This is a genomic window from Exiguobacterium sp. s21 (assembly GCF_018617975.1).
GTDB lineage: Bacteria > Bacillota > Bacilli > Exiguobacteriales > Exiguobacteriaceae > Exiguobacterium > Exiguobacterium mexicanum_A.
This window is the reverse complement of record NZ_JACSLF010000001.1, coordinates 348,490-367,146: the sequence shown is the minus strand read 5'-3', so window position 1 is coordinate 367,146 and position 18,657 is coordinate 348,490. Positions and strand designations below refer to the sequence as shown.

The 18,657-nt window shown below is 49.0% G+C and carries 16 protein-coding genes; 6 read left to right on the top strand and 10 right to left on the bottom strand.

The window, feature by feature from the left end:
* Positions 1-25: 25 nt before the first annotated feature.
* From KNP06_RS01880 to KNP06_RS01840, 9 genes are all read right to left on the bottom strand, one after another.
* Entirely contained in the window at positions 26-1,933 is a 1,908-nt protein-coding gene (locus KNP06_RS01880) for a beta-glucoside-specific PTS transporter subunit IIABC (protein ID WP_214710833.1), read from the bottom strand.
* 277 nt (positions 1,934-2,210) lie between these two features.
* Positions 2,211-2,891 carry a DUF4956 domain-containing protein gene (locus KNP06_RS01875; RefSeq protein ID WP_021066325.1) on the bottom strand — a complete coding sequence of 227 codons (681 nt, stop codon included), beginning with the start codon at positions 2,889-2,891 and terminating at the stop codon, positions 2,211-2,213.
* Positions 2,892-2,904: 13 nt separating this feature from the next.
* Positions 2,905-3,603, bottom strand: a complete 699-nt coding sequence (locus tag KNP06_RS01870; RefSeq protein ID WP_021066326.1) for a polyphosphate polymerase domain-containing protein — start codon at positions 3,601-3,603, stop codon at positions 2,905-2,907.
* Entirely contained in the window at positions 3,600-5,330 is a 1,731-nt protein-coding gene (locus KNP06_RS01865) for a CotH kinase family protein (protein WP_214710834.1), read from the bottom strand. The genes KNP06_RS01870 and KNP06_RS01865 overlap by 4 nt, the downstream gene beginning before the upstream one ends.
* A gap of 16 nt (positions 5,331-5,346) precedes the next feature.
* Positions 5,347-6,783 carry an exopolysaccharide Pel transporter PelG gene (gene pelG, locus KNP06_RS01860; RefSeq protein ID WP_214710835.1) on the bottom strand — a complete coding sequence of 479 codons (1,437 nt, stop codon included), beginning with the start codon at positions 6,781-6,783 and terminating at the stop codon, positions 5,347-5,349.
* Entirely contained in the window at positions 6,746-8,185 is a 1,440-nt protein-coding gene (pelF, locus tag KNP06_RS01855) for a GT4 family glycosyltransferase PelF (protein WP_214710836.1), read from the bottom strand. Before pelF ends, pelG begins: the two co-directional genes overlap by 38 nt.
* The gene (locus KNP06_RS01850; protein ID WP_214710837.1) at positions 8,182-9,765 is read right to left on the bottom strand and encodes a DUF2194 domain-containing protein; all 1,584 of its coding nucleotides are present in this window, start codon (positions 9,763-9,765) and stop codon (positions 8,182-8,184) included. The genes pelF and KNP06_RS01850 overlap by 4 nt, the downstream gene beginning before the upstream one ends.
* A gap of 87 nt (positions 9,766-9,852) precedes the next feature.
* The gene (locus tag KNP06_RS01845) at positions 9,853-10,722 is read right to left on the bottom strand and encodes a bacterial transcriptional activator domain-containing protein (RefSeq protein ID WP_214710838.1); all 870 of its coding nucleotides are present in this window, start codon (positions 10,720-10,722) and stop codon (positions 9,853-9,855) included.
* A complete protein-coding gene (locus KNP06_RS01840; protein ID WP_214710839.1) occupies positions 10,712-12,850 on the bottom strand; it encodes an NAD-dependent epimerase/dehydratase family protein in 2,139 nt (712 codons plus the stop codon). Before KNP06_RS01840 ends, KNP06_RS01845 begins: the two co-directional genes overlap by 11 nt.
* 229 nt (positions 12,851-13,079) lie before the next feature.
* On the opposite strand from KNP06_RS01840, the gene KNP06_RS01835 reads away from it, so the two are divergent.
* Positions 13,080-13,535: a hypothetical protein gene (locus KNP06_RS01835; protein ID WP_214710840.1), complete on the top strand. Its 456-nt coding sequence runs from the start codon at positions 13,080-13,082 to the stop codon at positions 13,533-13,535.
* Between the two features lie 42 nt (positions 13,536-13,577).
* Here the strand turns inward: KNP06_RS01835 and KNP06_RS01830 are convergent, their stop codons facing one another.
* Positions 13,578-14,225 carry an acetyltransferase gene (locus KNP06_RS01830; protein ID WP_214710841.1) on the bottom strand — a complete coding sequence of 216 codons (648 nt, stop codon included), beginning with the start codon at positions 14,223-14,225 and terminating at the stop codon, positions 13,578-13,580.
* A 283-nt stretch (positions 14,226-14,508) separates the two neighbouring features.
* On the opposite strand from KNP06_RS01830, the gene KNP06_RS01825 reads away from it, so the two are divergent.
* The 5 genes from KNP06_RS01825 (at position 14,509) to KNP06_RS01805 (ending at position 18,654) form a co-directional block, all read left to right on the top strand.
* A complete protein-coding gene (locus KNP06_RS01825; protein WP_214710842.1) occupies positions 14,509-14,670 on the top strand; it encodes a hypothetical protein in 162 nt (53 codons plus the stop codon).
* Positions 14,667-15,353 carry an aldolase/citrate lyase family protein gene (locus tag KNP06_RS01820; RefSeq protein ID WP_214710843.1) on the top strand — a complete coding sequence of 229 codons (687 nt, stop codon included), beginning with the start codon at positions 14,667-14,669 and terminating at the stop codon, positions 15,351-15,353. The genes KNP06_RS01825 and KNP06_RS01820 overlap by 4 nt, the downstream gene beginning before the upstream one ends.
* Positions 15,350-16,255, top strand: coding sequence for an NAD(P)-dependent oxidoreductase (locus KNP06_RS01815; RefSeq protein ID WP_214710844.1), 906 nt, complete (start codon positions 15,350-15,352; stop codon positions 16,253-16,255). Before KNP06_RS01820 ends, KNP06_RS01815 begins: the two co-directional genes overlap by 4 nt.
* A gap of 175 nt (positions 16,256-16,430) precedes the next feature.
* Positions 16,431-17,486 carry a glycosyltransferase family 2 protein gene (locus KNP06_RS01810; protein ID WP_214710845.1) on the top strand — a complete coding sequence of 352 codons (1,056 nt, stop codon included), beginning with the start codon at positions 16,431-16,433 and terminating at the stop codon, positions 17,484-17,486.
* A 13-nt stretch (positions 17,487-17,499) separates the two neighbouring features.
* On the top strand, positions 17,500-18,654 hold the full coding sequence (locus tag KNP06_RS01805; RefSeq protein WP_214710846.1) for a glycosyltransferase family 4 protein: 1,155 nt from the start codon (positions 17,500-17,502) through the stop codon (positions 18,652-18,654).
* Positions 18,655-18,657: the final 3 nt, after the last annotated feature.

The window sequence follows — 18,657 nt, the reverse complement described above, 5'->3', positions numbered from 1 at the left end:
AGGGGAGGGACGAGCCCTCCCACATTTATTCGTTGATGACGAAAATCGGTTCGCCCGTTTGGACGTGTGACGCTTTGTTCGGAGAGATCACTTTCCGGTTCGTGACGATGACCGGTGTCGTGAGAGCTCGGCCTGAGCGTTTGATCGCGTCGAGGTCGAACTCGATCAACAGCTGTCCTTTCTCAACGAACTCACCTTGCGTGACGTGAGCTTTAAAGTGTTTGCCTTCCAATTGAACCGTGTCCATACCGATATGGATGAGCACCTCGGCCCCCGTCTCGGTCGTGATGCCGATGGCGTGATGCGTCGGGAAGAGGGCGGACACCGTACCAGATACCGGGGCGACAAGCTTGCCTTCCGTCGGTTCGATGGCGACGCCTTGGCCGAGTGAGCCCGATGAGAAGGCGACGTCCGAGATGTCTTTCAAGTTGACGACGTTGCCGGCAAGTGGGCTGAGGATCTGCTCTTGGCCGACTTTTGTGGCCGATACTTCTTGTGAGACCGGTGTGACTTCTGGTTGTGGCGTCGCGGCGACCGCTTTGTTGACGCCACCGAACAAGTACGTCAAGACGAAACCGACGACGAAGGCGACGGCCGTCCCGATGAGTGATCCGTAGAAGCCGGTCGTGAGTCCTTCCGGTGAGATGTTCGACGGGTAACCGAAGACGCCGAGTCCGCCGATCATATACACTTGAGTACCCATGATGCCCATGATTCCACCACCGACGGCACCACCGATACAGCTCATGATGAACGGTTTTTTAAGTGGAAGCGTGACCCCGTAGATGGCCGGCTCGGTGACTCCGAAGATGCCTGAGATGAAGGCCGGGATAGATAGCGTTTTGATTTTTTGATTTTTAATGCGAAGGAAGACTGCGAGTACGGCACCGATTTGCGCGAATGAAGCCGCGAAGACGAGTGCGAGTACAGGGTCCGAGCCGAGTGATGTCAAGTTGTTGATGGCGACCGGGACGAGGCCACAGTGCAAACCGAAGATGACGAACACTTGCCATAAGCCACCGAGGAAGAGACCAGCGACGAGAGGGCTCAAGTTGTAGACGGCGACCGTGGCGCTACCGAGCAACATACCAGCCCATGTCGCGATCGGTCCGATCAAGATGAACGTGAGCGGGACGATGATGAGCAACGTCAATAATGGGACGATAAACATTTTGACGACGTCCGGAATGACCGTCTTCAAGAAATTCTCGAGCTTCGCTGCGAAGAACGCCGCGATGATGATCGGGATGACCGATGTCGAATACGTCATCAAGATGACCGGCACACCGAGGAACGTGATGTGGATCGGTGACTCGAACATGGTGCCGGCGAAGACGGTGTAGAGCGGGTCACCGGCCGTGAGCGTCGACAGCGTCGGATAGACGAGCGCCGCCCCGATGGCCATCCCGATAAACGGACTACCGCCGAACTTCTTAATGGCCGTATAGCCGAGGAAGATCGGGAAGAAGTAGAACAACGAGTCGCCGATGGCGTTCAACAGCTGATACGTGCCGGATGTGGCGTCGAGCCAACCGAGGGCGACGAAGAGGGCGTTGAACCCTTTAATCATCCCGGTCGCGGCCAATACGCCGAGGACAGGGGTGAAAATGCTAGAGATGATATCGATGAATCGGCTGAATAGGGATCCTTTCGGGCCGTCCTCTTCTTCAACAGGTGACTGGTTTTGGAAGCCGCCGACTTCAACGACCGCTTTATACACGTCCGGGACGTGGTTGCCGATGACGACCTGGTATTGGCCGCCACTCTTCATGACGGTGACGACACCGTCCATGTTTTTGATGGCTTCCGTGTTGGCCTTGCTCTCGTCTTTTAATTTGAAGCGCAAACGGGTGATACAGTGGACGACGCTGTTGACGTTCTCTTTGCCGCCGACTTGCTGGATAATGTCGCGTGCGAGCTGTTCATACTTCATGTCCATACCTTCCTTTTTCATTGGATTTTTGGTTTGCGTCAAATAAAAAACCTGACCCGTGTCAGATGAGATACGTGAAATCACGTCTACCATCTGACTCGAGTCAGGTTATGCCCACTAAAGGTAACATTCCTGCGCAGGAGACCGTTCAGTTGTTATTTGATACTTGAAATGTAGCACGTGTCAAAACAAAATGTCAACGCTTACATTTAGGAATTTTCAGATTTCTTTATTTAGACAAAATGGACTCACCATGAGGTGAGTCCATTGGATTGGATTATACGGCGTAGTCTCCGTTGTATTGGACGAGTGAGACGTCGCGGACTTCTTCAATATCGTTCAGTCGGTTCATGAAAGCTGTATTGTCGATCTTCAAGCGTAACTCCGCCGTCAATTCAACGACATCTTTCCGAACAATTTTTGATTTGAGCGTGTAATCGAGTTGTTGCAGTTCACGTCGTACTTCATCGTTCCCATCTTCATAGTAATGGATCACGAGAAGATAAAGCGTATCGGTATGCTTTTTCCGGGACAACATGAAGATGACGGCTCCGACCACCACCGCGCCGAACAACGTTAAAAAGTAGAGTCCGGCGCCACTCGAGATCCCGGCCGCGATTGCCCAAAACATAAAGACGACGTCGAACGGGTCTTTGATGGCTGTCCGGAAACGGACGATACTAAGTGCACCGACCATCCCGAGTGATAAGACGACGTTCGTCGAAATGGTCATAATGACGAGGCACGTAATCATCGTCATGACGAGCAACGTGGCATTGAAACTCGGACTGTACAGGACACCTCGGTATGTCATTTTATAGATGAAGTAGATGAAGCCGCCGGCAATAAAAGCGGTCAACAATCCTAACATCACATCAATGATTGATAAATTTCCGAAGGTAAATTCGTTTAAGAAGCTATTTTTAATGACATCGTTAAAGTTTATTGTTGTATCCATTGATTCCACTCTTTCATAATCCATGATAACGAATGCTGGCCATCCGACAGTGAACATATTTCGAAATGGCAGATCGTTGGTGTGACTCTAACTGCAATAATTGGCGTACATACTCCGGCAAGAATTCATCGTACTTCACTTCCAAAATCGTCTTTGGATAGTCGAGTACTTCTTCCGATACAGGGTGCTTCTCGAACAAATCGACACTGTTCGTGACGAAGCTGAGCTCTTTATCGAACGTGACCCGGACATTGCCGAGGGTCCCGACGTATGCCTCACGGACATAGTCGACGATGACACGGGGACGCATTTGGGAGCTCGTCAGATAGTAGTAAAACTCTTGGTATAGCTGCCCTGTTTTCTTCAACAAGAAGTCATAGTCCCAGTCTAAGATTTGTTCATATTCTTCACGCGTAATCGGGACAGAGGACTTTAAAATGTATTCACCTTGCCGACTTTTTTTCTCGAGCTTGATGACGTCTTCTGAGTAGTTGTACGTTCGAATCCGAAACTTTTTACGGCGGAAGATTCCACTGTTTTTTTGAATCAAATCGTGATCATACACGTTGTCGAAATAAAGACTGCGAATCAAGTAGCCGTCCCGACTGACGGAGTGCCGGTCTTGGGTCAGGACGAGACTGATTTTGTCGCGAAGGGTCGCGTAATCTTTTTCATTAATAAAGTATTTGAGTTCATGCCGGAATCGCTTCATGGTTTTGCTCCTGGTATGACAATTTGTTGGACTCCCCAATGCATCGTACGGTCGTTATCACGGTAATAGTCAAATGGGATTTGTGTATTTCCTTCCGCGTCTGTGACCGTGACACGCCAATAGTAACGACCGGGGTCAAGGCTTGGAATCGACTGAGAAAACGTCGTCATGTTTTGCTTTTCGGTGACGAGCGTCGAAAAATCAGGAGATTTACTCAATTCAAAGTGATATCGTAACTCATCGTTTTGGATGTCGTATGAAGCATCCCATCGGAAGACATCTTGCTTCCCTTCACGAGCGTGGTTAAGGAAAATCGGCATTGGATTTTCGAGAGAACGAATAAAATCTTTATGATATTTCGAAGTGATATTTTCGAGTGTACGATAACTCGTCGCATAATCTTTTGCTTCGACGCTTAAAAAGCGAATATCTGGTTCACTCGTGACGAGTGGGGCGACAACCGGATAGAATCCATCAATCAATCGTTTCGTATTGTCCGCATTGATGACGCGCGTCAATTCCTCCATTTTTGTCTTCAGTGCCTCGACGTGATCCGGGTCTTTTAAATAACGGCGATGGAGGACAGTTCCCCAGTAACGTTGGACACCCTGTTGCCAACTTGGCATGACGTCCGTCCGTTCAGTATCTCGCCCGAGTGCTTTGTCGAAGTCCCAAGGCATGAAATACCATTTTTCTGAGTTGAGCGGACTATATAAATAATAGTTCGTCGACATCGTGTCATAGTTTCCAAACAAAATATTCGTCCCAAGCCATGTTAAGTAATTGTCCTCATCGAAATAGGTGTCGAATACTTCGTCGAACGGTTTGGATAAATCATTCAAATCATCGAGCATGGTCAACAACTCTTCATGATTATCCGAACCATTAATTTTGAGCACCGACTCGAATGTTTTTTTGTCATAAGTCGGATCGTCTTTCGCTTTTAAGGCATCCGGGTAGCGATGAAACTCAAAGTTTTCTGCTTTGTATAAATGACCATCTGGGTTCAATCCGCGCGCAGAGAGCGCCTCCTCATTCAGTTGTTCGACATGCGTATAGAGGCCGTAACTGACAAATTCGTCAGCCTGGCTCGGATCCGTCATATCGCGGACATGCAATTGAACGAAGTTGGTACGTAAACTTGAGATATCATCGAGTTGTTCGTAATAGGCGAAGGCCAAACGATTGCGAACTCGTGTCCGGTCGTCCGCATGTTTATTTAAATTCAGTACACTTTGGCCGTACCACAGCCCGGCGCTGTCTTGGAGTCGGATTTTATACGACTTTTGTGGTTCTAAACGGCTCGATCGCCCCCGTAGTTCGATGGTGGCATTGACGGTCGCGTCATCAAATAAGTTGAGGGAATCAGGACCCTCAGCATCGCCTGACTCAAAATGGACGAACAGCTTCGGACCGCTCTCGAGGTTGCTATACTGTTTATACGATTCATTTAAATCATACAGAGTGATGTCATTTTCCGGTACCGTCTTTTGGTCGAACACAGTGACGTATACGTGCTCAAGCCGGTTACCATCATGGCTGGCATACACCCGTTTGTCTTCAGCGAACGACGTTTCGGACGATTTCGTCTCGGGCGATGTGACAGTCGATGAGGCTGATGTCGACGTCGATGTCGATGGGGACTTTAGAATGGCTTGAAGGCCAAGCAAAACAAAAAATAAGCAGATGATACTGACTGTCGTTTTCGGATAAGGCAACCGTTTCATTAATTAACTCCTTCTTTCATGACAAGCTGCCGATTCGTCGCAAGAATCGTTCGGTTTTCGTCGTGATTTCTTGGTAGACAATCGGCTGTGAACAGAACGTGGTATAGTCGATGTCATTTAAGCTCCGGATGAGCAGACGAGCTCCCCATAGAAACCCGAGGACGGAGGAGAGGAACATGCCGACGCCGTACATATCGAAACCGAGTACAAACAACAGGGTAGTTGTGAAGCTCGCCACCGCATAAAACCCAGTCAAACTGATGGCAGCGCGACGTTCGTCAAAATAAAGCAAAATCAAGAAGAACGTGATGATCAAACTGAGGAACCAACTACCGAGTACCACGATGATATAAATATCGATTTGGTTTTGCGTCATCCCTAGGAAGGGAAGCAGACGCACACCTAAAAATAAGAAGATGAACGTGATTAACATTTGGACTTGAGCCATGAACAAGAGCTCGGAACCAAGTGTTCGATACATTTCTTGTTTTGCGTTCTGAATATCTTTGTACGGGTATCCGTTCAAAATCCGACCGTAATATTTTTTATACGTCGTATAAAAAGTCGTCTCGAGCGTGACCATAAACAACACGAGAGAAGGCAAGACGCTCAAATAGGCGTAGAACACCGGGGTGTCATAGTAAGGCGCCATTAAGAAGGTCTCCCCGACAACGATGGCCCGGTCTCCAAACCAAGTAGCCAAATTATGTCCGTATAAGCCGAAATAATAGGCAACACCAATTAAAAACAGGAGCGGGTACTTCTCGAGATAAACGAGAAAATAAAAATAATTACGATCGTTCACTTGAAAGTAATTTTGGATGTCTCGGAATAACCGAATCAAGATGATAAAAAAGCCGATGTTTAGTCCGATGAAGACCGAGGTCGGTGTCGCTGAATCGAGTGGTCCCGTCAACAGCCAAATGAAAAATGCCGCGACAATCGTTCCGAGTAAATAGCTCTTGACGATTTTTTTGTAGTCTTTCAGAGCGGACACATACATCGATAAAATCCAAATGACAGAGAGCTGGGTGAAGTATAAATACGTCACGAGCTTATAACTGAAAGGTAGCGGAGACCCGGCGTAGAAGACGACCGTCATCACAAACCCGATTAAGACGACGAGACTGATGAGTCCGTATAAAGACGACAAGACGTGCTCTTCTTTCTCTAAAAACGTCTGATCGGCTACGAACCGAGAAATCGTGAACAAAAAGCCACCAGTCAGCAATTGAGAGAAGATAAATGTGTATTGGACCGCTGCCATATAGATGTTAATCTCTGTTGCGGCGACGTCCAAAAAGAGAAGCCATTCGCGTGATGCTGTGATTAACAGTATGGATAAAAACATAGGACCGACCGCAGTAATCGAGGAATATCCATAGGCGCGGAGTTGTCCGAAAAAGCTAGATTGGTCATACAGACGCTTCAGTTGAAATCCGATTCCGGCCATGACGTTCTCCTTTCTCGTAATAAGATTTATAACGGTCAATCATCATGTGGAGCGTGTAACGGTTGAGGACGCGTTCCCGCCCATTTTGTCCATATGTCATTCTCGATTCCGGGTGTTCGATTAATTTTATGATCTCTAATGCCAGCAGGTGAAAATGCATGACAGGAACAGTTGCGCCGGCTGGACCGTAGTGATCTTCTGGTCCTTCTAGCAGTTCACGGCACCCTCCGACGTCAGTTGAGACAAAGGGAATCTCCATCGCAAGCGCCTCTAAAATTACCAGAGGTTGTCCTTCGCTAATGCTTGAGAGGACAAGAATGTCCATGAACGTCAAGTAGTCCGTGACGTTGACAGGTCCAGTAAAATGTACGTTCTGTAAATCAAGTGTGTCGATTAAGTCGAGGCATTCGTCGTAGTAATCTTCATCTTCGTCTGAGGGACCGATGATATAAAAATTGGAGTCAGGGAACGTCTCCTGAACAAGCGCGAACGCCTGTAACATCGTCTTGATGTCTTTGATTGGAACAACACGTACGATGGCCCCGATATGAATCCCGGGCCGTTTCGTTCGGAGTTCAGGTGAAAATCGGGTGACGTCGATGCCGTTTGGAATGAGGAACGTCTTGTTCGGAGGACAACCGAGTTCCAATTGGATCTCGCGATTTCCTTCAAACAATGTACTGACGTCGTCGGCGTATTGATAGGCGCAGTTGGATAAACTGTAGAAGTAATCAATCCATACATCCTTGAAGTAGCCTTTGATCCATGAGGACTTAATGATCTCTTCTTCACGTTCACGTGTATAAATCCCATGTTCTGTGATAAGCAATGGTTTTCCGTACTGATACTTCGCAAGTGCCCCTAAGACGCCGGCGTATCCCGTCGACACGCTATGATAGACGTCGGCAACGGGCACTTTTTGATCGATGCAGACGAAGAGCGGAAGTAACATCGAACGTAGCGCCCAAAACATGTCCGTGAACGGAACTTGCATGAAACGTTTTTCACACAGGATGGTGACGATGTCATAAAAATCTTTACTTCCTAAAAAGTTCATAACCGAGTCGATTCGGCCACTCGTAAAGAAGTTGAATAGGACATCCCAATCGGTCTGACGGTTAGACATAAGGGAGAGGAAGGCCAACCGTTCGGCTTCAGTCAATTTGTAACGTTTTCCGGTTAAGATGGCTTGATCCAAGTAATCCCCGAGATGAATTTCTCGCAATTCAATCAAATTCGGAGGGAGCGTATATTTGGGCTTCGCGCCTTTTAACTCTTTAGCGGAAATCGAATAAACGATGAAGTCATGTTCAGGCATTTGCGTAATGATGGATTGAATCCAGCTCGAGACACCACCTGTGACGTGAGGATAGGCCCCTTCTGAAATCAGACAAATTTTCATATCTTTTCCTCCAATTGAATCGTGAACGATAACGACTCCGACTTCACGAGGTATAAACCTGGACCGATTGATTCAAGCTGACAATCTTCGTAGTCGGCAACCGGGATTGGTGTCGTGAAATAAAAGAATGTTTCATCCGATCCTTCGTCAAGCGTGAACGTGTAGGTGTTATCTGTTTTTTTCGTATAAATCGAGCCGTTAAAGAAGTGATGGTTGTCTGCTACGTCTGACGCTTTTGTGGAGCGGAGCCATGGTACTTCTCGTTGTTGCATCTCATGACTGTCTTTAAAAGAAGCCAGAAATTGTTCGCCACCTTCTTCTGACGTGACGGCTTGAGGCATGATTTGTGTGGAGATGAGTCCGCTCGAGACGAGCTCATTAAACGTATACCACTTCGTCAAGTCTGTGTTGGTGAAGTCGCTAGGAGCAGAAGGGAGTCGCAATTGGTCCTCTTGCATTGTAGGGAATTGGGTACCGCCAAGGGCTACAGTCACATCTGAAAAGGATTTGTTGAGCCGCGTCTCGTCGAGCGGTGAAGTAGCAAGAACGGTTTTGACGGTGAGACCTGGAAGCGCATATTGGAGTTGTTGACTATTGGCCTTATACCAACCTTCTTGCTGCTTTTCAGGGGCCGATATAATGGAGACCTCACCACCCGACCGTAACGTCTCGCGTCCATAGAGTGCCAAATCTTCGGAGTAAGCAGACGTCTCTAGTTGGGGATTCAAAGACGGGCTTGCCGTAGCCATCACGTAGTTCAAGTCATACTTAGCTTCCACCCGCTGGAGTTCTGCCCAAAAGATATTTCGATAATAGTCTCGATCTGTCATCGAGGATGAGATGTTTCTTTCGTCCGAGCTATGAAACGGGAAGCCATGTAACGCTGTGATTTTCGTATTCAAAATAGGGCGTAGCATTGGGTCTGTGTGTGACAGACCAACAAAGAACAAGGCGTGTTCTAAAGGATCCTCCATCATCGTTCCGTTGAAGAAAATGAAACGACCGGCTTGATAGTCGGTTTGCCAAAGCAGCGGGACATCTTGGCTCGAACGTGCGAGTAATGTCGCGTTCGGATCAAGACGAACGGATAGGGACGAATTAATCAGCTCTTCGGTCTCGAACGTTTGATAGTCAGAGGCACCGAAAAACGGATTCGTTAATTGAATTCCGGTCGTCTCGACGAAGTTACCCACCTCAATCAAACCGACGTGACGGTATATCTCCATGAAACGGGGACTTGGAGAAGGTCTCGTCGCAAAAAAGACAGTCCCGCCTTCGCCTACATAATTTAAGAGAATGTCGCGGTCACGTAACAAGTCGAGCCGTTCTGTCGCGATGATGACGGTTGTGGCTTCGGGTAGACTCGTTAGCTTTTCAATCGAGGACACGGTCACACGTTTACCGATACCTTCAAGCCGTGTTTGTAGAGATGAACTAAGGCGCGTTTCTTTTTGACTGTTGATAATCAAAAACGAATCGATTGTCCCGTCTTTATTAGGGTCAATCGATTGGGTGCGAATTGCACTAACGGATGACTCGTTAAACAAAGGTAGCTTCAGCACATAGTCTGATCGAATCAAAACAAATAGAACACCTAATACGGCGATAAATACTCCGATAATATATAATCCTTTTTCAAGTTTGAACGCATGTTTCACTGTTTTCACCTATATCCAAAATCGTAGTTGATTGAGTCCATCCGGCGATAAACGTACTTCAGAGGAGCGAAGCAGATGAATCATTTCGTGGACTCGCTTTACATTTTTCATTGCATAATGAACGGCCATTGCTTCAAAATAGGCCGTTTCGTTCGTAGGATGTTGATGTAAAAATAAATCACTCGCTTGAAGCGCATGCTCATATTCACCGAGCGAAAGTGCCATCTGGATACGCTCCACATGATAGATGGTTTCGGCACGGTCATCCACATCAATCAAATTGGCTAGCGCATGGAGATAGGTGTAGGCATACTTCATTTGGGTCCGTCTGTCTAGAAACTCCATATCCATGATCTGTTTTAAAATTTGTAAATACGATTTAATAACTTGTGGGTCCTCAGGCCGTTCTTCGAGTTCGCGTTCTAGATGACGCAGTTGTTTAGAGAGGTGCGTCTTAGCTTGTTGAAGTGCGGTTGCCGCGTAATGAGACGTCTCATTGTCTTCACTCTTCAAAGCAGCTGCAAGCATCGGTGCCTGTTGGAGGAAATCATTTTTTAAGATGTTCATGAGTGTTTTACGTTTAATTTGATTCGTATTTAAAATCAATGCATCTTGTAGAGAAATCATATTTGTCTCACTTGATTTATCCGGGAGGCTTAGACTTACGTCTTCATAGGCCTCTTTTCGTAAAAGCCAATCAGGGAGTTCTGTTGCATCGTGTTTCGAACGTTGCAAATAGTAGATGATTCCCCAGCTGAAAAATGGTAAAGCGATCAGCGTGAAGGCCATTGGAATAAAATCTTTCCGTTGTTTGAGGAAGACGATGACAAGAGTAATCACTGTCAAAACATAGTGGAGGATTAAGGCGTTACTCAACATAGGATACGTCCTCCACGGCCTCGGCATGAATTGATTTTTGGGCTAACCGTTCAATAACGATTTGCGATTCATCTACCGTCGCGTTTGATAATAGGGCATACAGTTCATTGTCGTCACGATAACCTAAATAATCTGTCGTTCGTAATGTGACATCTACCGAGTGTAGGACAGTATCAGTTAGGGAGTCGCGAATGTGTAATAACGTGTAAGGGATATTTAACTCTACTTTGGCCTGTTCTTTTTGCATGACAATCCGTTCGAAATAGTCTTGTTTCAGAGCGTTTGTATTTCCGACGTATCGATCAAGTTGGACGGCGTCAATATAACCAAATGAACGATCGAGCGATGAGTTGATCAAGCGCGTCATAACATCGATTAGGTTTCGGTAGGACAGCGTCAAGTTTTGGAACGGGACTTGATAACATAAAATCACAGCAAATATTTCGCCTTGGCGGAGCAACGGCGCGCCGAACATGGCTTCCTCTGGAGTGAGCGCTGTATTAAACACAATTTCTTTAGATTGAACCACTTCGTTCACTAGCGAATGTTGCTCGAGGTCTAGTGAATTTTTAGGGTGAAACTCGGGATTGGCTGATTTGGCTGCTAGTCGTGCAAAAGCAGATTGATTTACTAAATAGATGGCGAAATGGTTAGCCTTCAATGTTTTTTCGAGTACAGAAATTGATCCGACAAACAGTCCTTCCGGCTCTAAGCTGTCAAGTGCACGCGTCGCTTCATAAACACTTCCGATACTGTCTTCCGAACGAATGATTTGTTGATGTAACTGATTTTTGATATCGAGTGTTTCTTCATAGATCTCATTTAAGAAGTGGTGACGTTCACTCGTTGCGGCTAACTCATCTTTTAAAAACTGAATCTCAATTTTGCGACGATCCATGACATAACTCACGATTAGTCCAATCAATAGGTAAATTGTAAATACCGCGAGAATTGAGTTATCGACGAACAAAGAGAGAATATTTCGACCGGTCGCAGCATGATCATAGAATTGAACGCCAACAGCCAAAATCGAGGCTACGAGGGATTGGGTTTTCCCAAACAGTAAGGCTGCTAACAACACATAGATAAACCAATAATCTGGTGCATCTACAACAGGTGTCATGATGAGTGAGAGAGCAAAAAAGATGAGAAATAACGTTAAATTCTCAGCAATTCGAACAAACGGGTGCGAGAAGAGCGCGGTGAACTTCGTCGATTTCTTCTCGTCGGAGACAGACGTTGCAACTTCATGTTTGTCATAGTACAACCGAGTTGCGTGCAGTCCTTCTTCAATCGTATACTTTGGTACCCAATCTAAGTCGGTTTTTAATTTGCGATTTTCAAATGGAGCTGCGTGTGTTTTAGCAGTATGACTGTATGTCACGTCATTCAAACCGACAAGTTCAGATAAACGGCGCAGAGAAGTTTGAGTGCTAGATGATAGATTGTATATACCGGTTAATTGACTCATGACACTGCGATATACGGCATCGGCTACATCCCCTACAAAAATGAAGTCGTATGTCCAGTCAGGGCTACCATTTAGGAGAATATTCGTCCCTTTTGAAGCGGCAGAGGTCACAGTGGTGATGAGTGAACTCTCTGAACTTGTATGTTGCTTCGGTCCATAAACATGACCCAATCGGAGTATGAGCGTTGGAAGTCCATACAATTCAGACCATTGTTCGCAGTACGCTTCGCCATGGAGTTGATCAAGTGCGAACGGTGTGGCTGGAGCAAGGGCTGTTGTCTCTGTAATGAGTCCTTCACTCTGATTTCCATATACCTCTGAGGTCGAACAATAAATAAATTGTTTCACCTGATATTTTTTTGAAAGTGTCAATAGATTAAGGAGACCGTTCACGTTCGATTGAACTGGGTGAGATAGATGGGAATGTTGATTCGATGCGGCACAATGGATCACGACATCGAAGGAGTATGTTCTAAAAAAAGCTTCACACTTCGGATCGGATATGTCTGAGATTAAGAAGCGATGTTTGAAATCAATATTTGATTTCGTGCCAGATGAGAGATTATCAAGTATATGTACGTGATGACCTTCTTTAAAGAATCGTTCAGCGAGAGTGCTGCCAATAAATCCATAGCCGCCTGTAATTAATATGTTCATCGTCTAGCCCCTTCATGATTTGAAAGTAAGAATGCGTAAGGAATATTATAATCGACGGATGTTGCATTTACCTAAAATTGAAGAAAGGACAATGTGCTCCTTATAATTAGTCGAATAATGTAGAATTTAAATGCTGATTCTACATATTTTCTCCAATATTAGTTTGAAACATACGTTACCTTTTATCCGTATAGATTTAATAACCTGATTAATAAGAAGGAGGAGGACTATGAGACGTGAACAACATGTCCGTCGTCTTGTCGATTACGCACGGCAAGGGAAGACGAAGACATTCATCATTGGGGCCACTTCGGCCATCATCACGGGAACGCTCGTCCAGTACGTGTCTCAATACGAATTCGTCGTGCTCGGTATCGGATTTCTAGGCGTCATTCCGTTGGCCATTCGCGAATGGAAACTTGGCACGATCCGAGCCTCGTTCAACGACAATGCGACGTATCAACGGCTCGTCCGGTTGCCGTTTTGGCTGACGTTATGCGGACTGGTCATGCTGTACGCCCTTCTCGGATGGTATGATTCCGGCTCGGCGGGACCATCTTTCTTTATCTTGTTCGCAGCGCTCTGCATGGGGATGTTTGGTCTCCAGCGTGCCTTCGACCGGGTTATCTTGAAACTCGAGCCAGATTATATCACCGACCGTGAGCTGCATCGCGAGCTGAAATGAAAAAACGAGGTCACCCGGCGCGGGGTGGCCTCGTTTTTGTGTTCACAAGTATCGTTCGTTCATGACTCGACCCCGAATCGGTTTGGCCGGGGAGCCATAAGCGACGACGTGGTTCGGGATGTCTTTCACGACCGTGGCGCCGGCCCCGATGACCGTGTCGTGACCGATGTGGACATTGTGGATGACCGTCGCGCTCATGCCGATGAACGTGCGGGCGCCGACATGGACGTTGCCGCCGAGATGGGCACCCGGGGCGATTGAGGCGAATGATTTGAGCACACAGTCGTGATCGACCGACGCCATCGTGTTGATGATGCTGTGCGGACCGATGACGGCGTTCGGATTGATGACGCTGCCGGCCATGACGGCCGTCCCTTCACCGAGCGTCACGTTCTTGCCGATGACGGCGCTCGGGTGAATGGCGTTGACGAATTCAAAGTTTGGTGTCCGTTCGCGGATTGCACGCGCGAGTGACTCGCGTTGGACGTTGTCACCGATTCCGATAATGCCTTTCTGGGCGACGACGTTGGAATGGACGAGACCGAGCACGGGGTACCCGGCGATGAACTTCCCGATTAATGCTGGGTTGTCGTCATAAATTCCTGCGATCCGGTAGAGCCCCATCAATTCAAGAATATCGATGATGACTTGTGCGTGACCGCCTGCACCAAATATCACAATCCATTCCATGATTGGTCACCCCTTTTTTGCCGAAAACTGTCGAAAATATGGTTCTGTACGTTACTTATTTCCGATTCCCCGCATTTGAAACAAAACAAAAAGGAAGTTGCGAACATGATTTGATGTCAAAGCATATTCAAAGGGACGAGGTGTGCGTTCATGTCAGGATTTATGTTCACAAATCCGTAAACGCCCTATTTACAATGCAAAAGCATTATCCGCATTTCCGTTTTGTTGTTTTTCGGACGGGCTATTTTCCTAAGGTAATCTATCGATGGGAGGAGTGCTCGCCATGCCTTTGAAACTGATGTATATCACGAACCAGCCGGATATCGCGCTGCTCGCGGAACAAAATGGGGTCGACTGGGTGTTCGTCGATTTGGAATTGAACGGGAAGAGGAACGGCAAGGCCATCTCGATACGGTCATCTCACGCCATGCGATTCGCGACGTGAGCCGGTTGCGCGCGGTCTTGAAGCATGCGGAGCTGCTCGTCCGCGTCAATCCGATTTTCCAAGGCTCGCGCTATGAAATCAATGAAGTCATCAATCGAGGGGCCGACGTCGTCATGTTGCCATACTATAAGACGGTCGACGAAGTCGCGACGTTCATCGAGCTCGTCGATAAGCGGGCCGACGTCTGTCTGTTGTGCGAGACGAAAGAGGCCGTCGCCTGTATGCCGGATGTGCTCAACTTACCGGGTATCGACTACATCCATATCGGCCTGAACGACCTGCATCTGAGTTACGGGCAGAGTTTCCTGTTCGAGCCGCTCGCCGACGGGACGGTCGAGACGGTCACGCGTCAAATGCAAGCGGTCGGCATCCCGTATGGGTTCGGTGGCATCGCCCGAATCGGGGAAGGGAGACTCCCGGCCGAGAAAGTGCTCGGGGAGCACGTCCGGCTCGGCTCGTCGCTCGCCATCTTGTCGCGCAGCTTTTGCAACATCGGGTCGACGGGAAAATTTGACGCCAAACAGGCACAAATGTTCCAAGAAGGGGTATGGAAAATTAGAGCGTACGAGCAACAGCTCGAACACGCGACACCGGAGTGGTTGGAATTGAACCGGTTGAGCCTCGTCTCGACCGTCGATGCCATCGCGACGGAAATCCAGAACCGGAAGGGGATCTTATCTTGAATTTGCTGTCGACAGGAGTGCGGTTGACTCCTGAACAACTCGCAAAACTCGAACAACTTGGCTATACAGTGACGACGCTCCGTGAAGAGGCGGATGTCACAGACATCGACGTCTCAGAAGTCGAGGGCTTGATTTGTAACAATGTGTTCCAATATTGTCACGTTGACGATTTTAAACAGCTACGGTTCGTCCAAGCCGTCAGTGCCGGCCTCGACCGTCTCCCGCTCGACGAGCTCGAGGATCGAGGCATCCGTGTCTACAATGCCGGTGACACATATGCCGTTCCGATGGCCGAATGGGTCGTCTGGCAGCTGCTTGACTTTATGAAACAGGGGGCGGCGTTCCGAGAGAAACAGGCGAACCGTCATTGGGAGAAGGAACGTCGTTTACGTGAACTGACTGGGAAGACCGTCGCCTTGCTTGGGCTCGGTCACGTCGGGGAGGCGATCGCGACCCGACTCCGGGCGTTTGATATGACGATGATCGGTGTCGGTCATCGCGAGAAACAAGTGCCGTTCGTCGACCGTTACGTGTTGATGGATGAGTTGCCCGACGTGTTGGCAGAGAGCGACGTCGTCGTCGTCGCCTTGCCGCTCACCGACGACACGTATCATGTGATCGATGCTAAGGCGATTGCGGCGATGAAGGAAGATGCCGTCCTATTGAATGTGGCGCGCGGGTCGATCATCGATGAAGAGGCGCTCATCGCGGCGCTCGAGGACGGCAAGTTCTTCGGGGTCGCCTTGGATGTGTTTGAGACCGAACCGCTCCCGTCGGATCACGCGCTCTATAACTTCGAGTGGGTGACGCTCACCCCGCACAATTCGTACGTGTCGGACCGAGTGAACGAGCGTTTGTTCGAGAACATCTTCCGCAACTTGCGGCACGAACAACTTCAGTGACATGCGAAGCTGACCGAAGGGTCGGCTTTTTTCGTTTTTTATAATTCACGAAAAGATTATCCACGGCTCATTCCGTTTGTGAGTTACCAGAAAGAGCTTACGGGAACAACGAGGATAGAATCATCCCCATTTTTCACTCACATCATGAAACGACAACCTAGAAGGAGTGACCCACATGCCAAGCCTCACCCCGCTCGTCAGTCTCGTCGTGCCGGTCTACAACGCGAGCGACTACGTCCGTCAATGTCTCGACAGCTTGACGCAACAGACGTATCCGCACGTCGAGATCATCTGTATCAACGACGGCAGTATCGACGACAGCCACGACATCTTGATGGAATATATTCATGACCCGCGTGTCCAAGTGCTGGACCAAACGAACCGGGGCTGCGCCTTTAGCCGCACCCGGGGGCTTGGCATGGCCACGGGGGAGTACATCATGTTCATCGACAGTGATGATTGGCTCGACCTGGATGCGGTTCGTGTCCTCGTCGAGCATGCCGAACGGGAACGGGCCGATGCGGTCATGGGCACATACGTCCGGGAGTACAAGGGCCGTTCGCTACCGAAGAAAATCTTTGATGCGGACTTTTTGTCGTTCGATGCGGACGAGATGAAGCGCCACGTCCATCGCCGCTTGTTCGGATTGGTCGGGGAAGAGCTCGCCCACCCGGAAAACGTCGACGCCCTCAACTCGAACTGTTTCACACTCTATCACCGCGATCTCATCAAACACCTCACGTTCGGGGCCGGTCCGTACGGTACGTTCAACGACCTCTACTTCCAAATCGAGGCGCTCGAGAACTGCCAGCGTTTCGTCTATGTCGACTACCCGGTCTACCATTACCGAAAGACGGACGCGGGTTCGATGTCGAGTGCGTACAAACGCGATCTCGTCGCCTCACGGATGCAGTTTTTCCACATCTTGATGCGCTACATCGAGACGCACCATCTCGGCGAGGAGTATATGCAGGCCCTCTACAATCGCATCGCCCTCAGCATGATCGGCATCGGCTTGAATGAACTCGCGGCACCGAAGTCGCTGTTCGCCCAGGCCGAGTCGCTCAAACAAGTGCTCCGCCAGGACGAATATAAACAGGCCTATTCGCAGATGGAGCTCGAGCATTTCGATGTGAAGTGGCGGACGTTCTTCCAGCTCTGTAAACATGAACGGACTGTCCCGCTCGTTTTGATGTTGTATGGGGTCGATTACCTTCGGAAACGTGTGTGAGGAGGAGAAAACGATGAAACGAGTGCTCATGGTCGCCTCGGTCGTCTCGATGATTGAGAGCTTCAACCGCGATAATATCCGTATGCTCCAAGAGATGGGGTATCAAGTCGATGTCGCCACGAACTTCGAATGGGGCAGCATGTATTCTGCTGACAAGATCGCCCGCATCAAGCAGGACCTAGAGGCGAACGGCGTCACACTGTTCCAAATCGATTTTGAGCGCGACATCAAGAAGATGAACGGCCACGTCCGCGCCTATCAACAGTTGAAAGCCGTCATGACGGCGAACCGCTATCACTTCATCCACTGCCACTCGCCGATCGGCGGGGTCGTCGGCCGGCTCGTCGCGCGCCAGACGCACACCCCATGCATGTATACGGCGCACGGCTTCCATTTTTTCAAAGGAAGCCCGTCGCTCAACTGGATGCTGTATTATCCGGTCGAACGGACGCTCGCCCGCATGACCGACACGATCGTCACCATCAACGAAGAGGACTTCTCGCGGGCGCAGACGTTCAAGACGTCGCACACGTTCCGCATCCCCGGGATCGGCGTCGACACGAAACGAATCGAGGCGGTTACGCTCGACCGGCCGTTGAAGCGTCGTGGCCTCGGCATCGACAGCGATACCGACTTCGTCTTGTTGTCGGTCGGCGAGTTGAACGAGAACAAGAACCACGAGACGATCATCCGCGCCATCGCCTCGCTGCATGAACCGACGCTCCGTTATTTGATTGCCGGGACGGGTGACAACAAGGACCATCTCGAGCGGCTCATCCGGGAGCTCGGGCTCGAGCGGCAAGTGACGTTGCTCGGCTTCCGGGACGACGTCATCGAAGTGATGAAGGCGTCGGACTGCTTCGTCTTTCCGTCGAAACGGGAAGGGCTCGGCATGGCCGCGCTCGAGGCGATGGCTGCCGGACTCCCGCTCATCACGTCGAACGTGCACGGCATCAATGACTATTCGATTGACGGGGTGACCGGTTATAAATGTTCGCCGGAAGACGTGGCCGGATTCGCCCGGGCCATCCGGACGATGCAACTCGATTTCGATTTGTCCCATCAGATGGGGCTCCATAACAGCGAGTCGGTCAAGGCGTTCGACGTCGACCGCTCGAAGACGGAGATGCGACGCATCTACGAAAGTTTTGATCGACCGATCGCCTAAAGA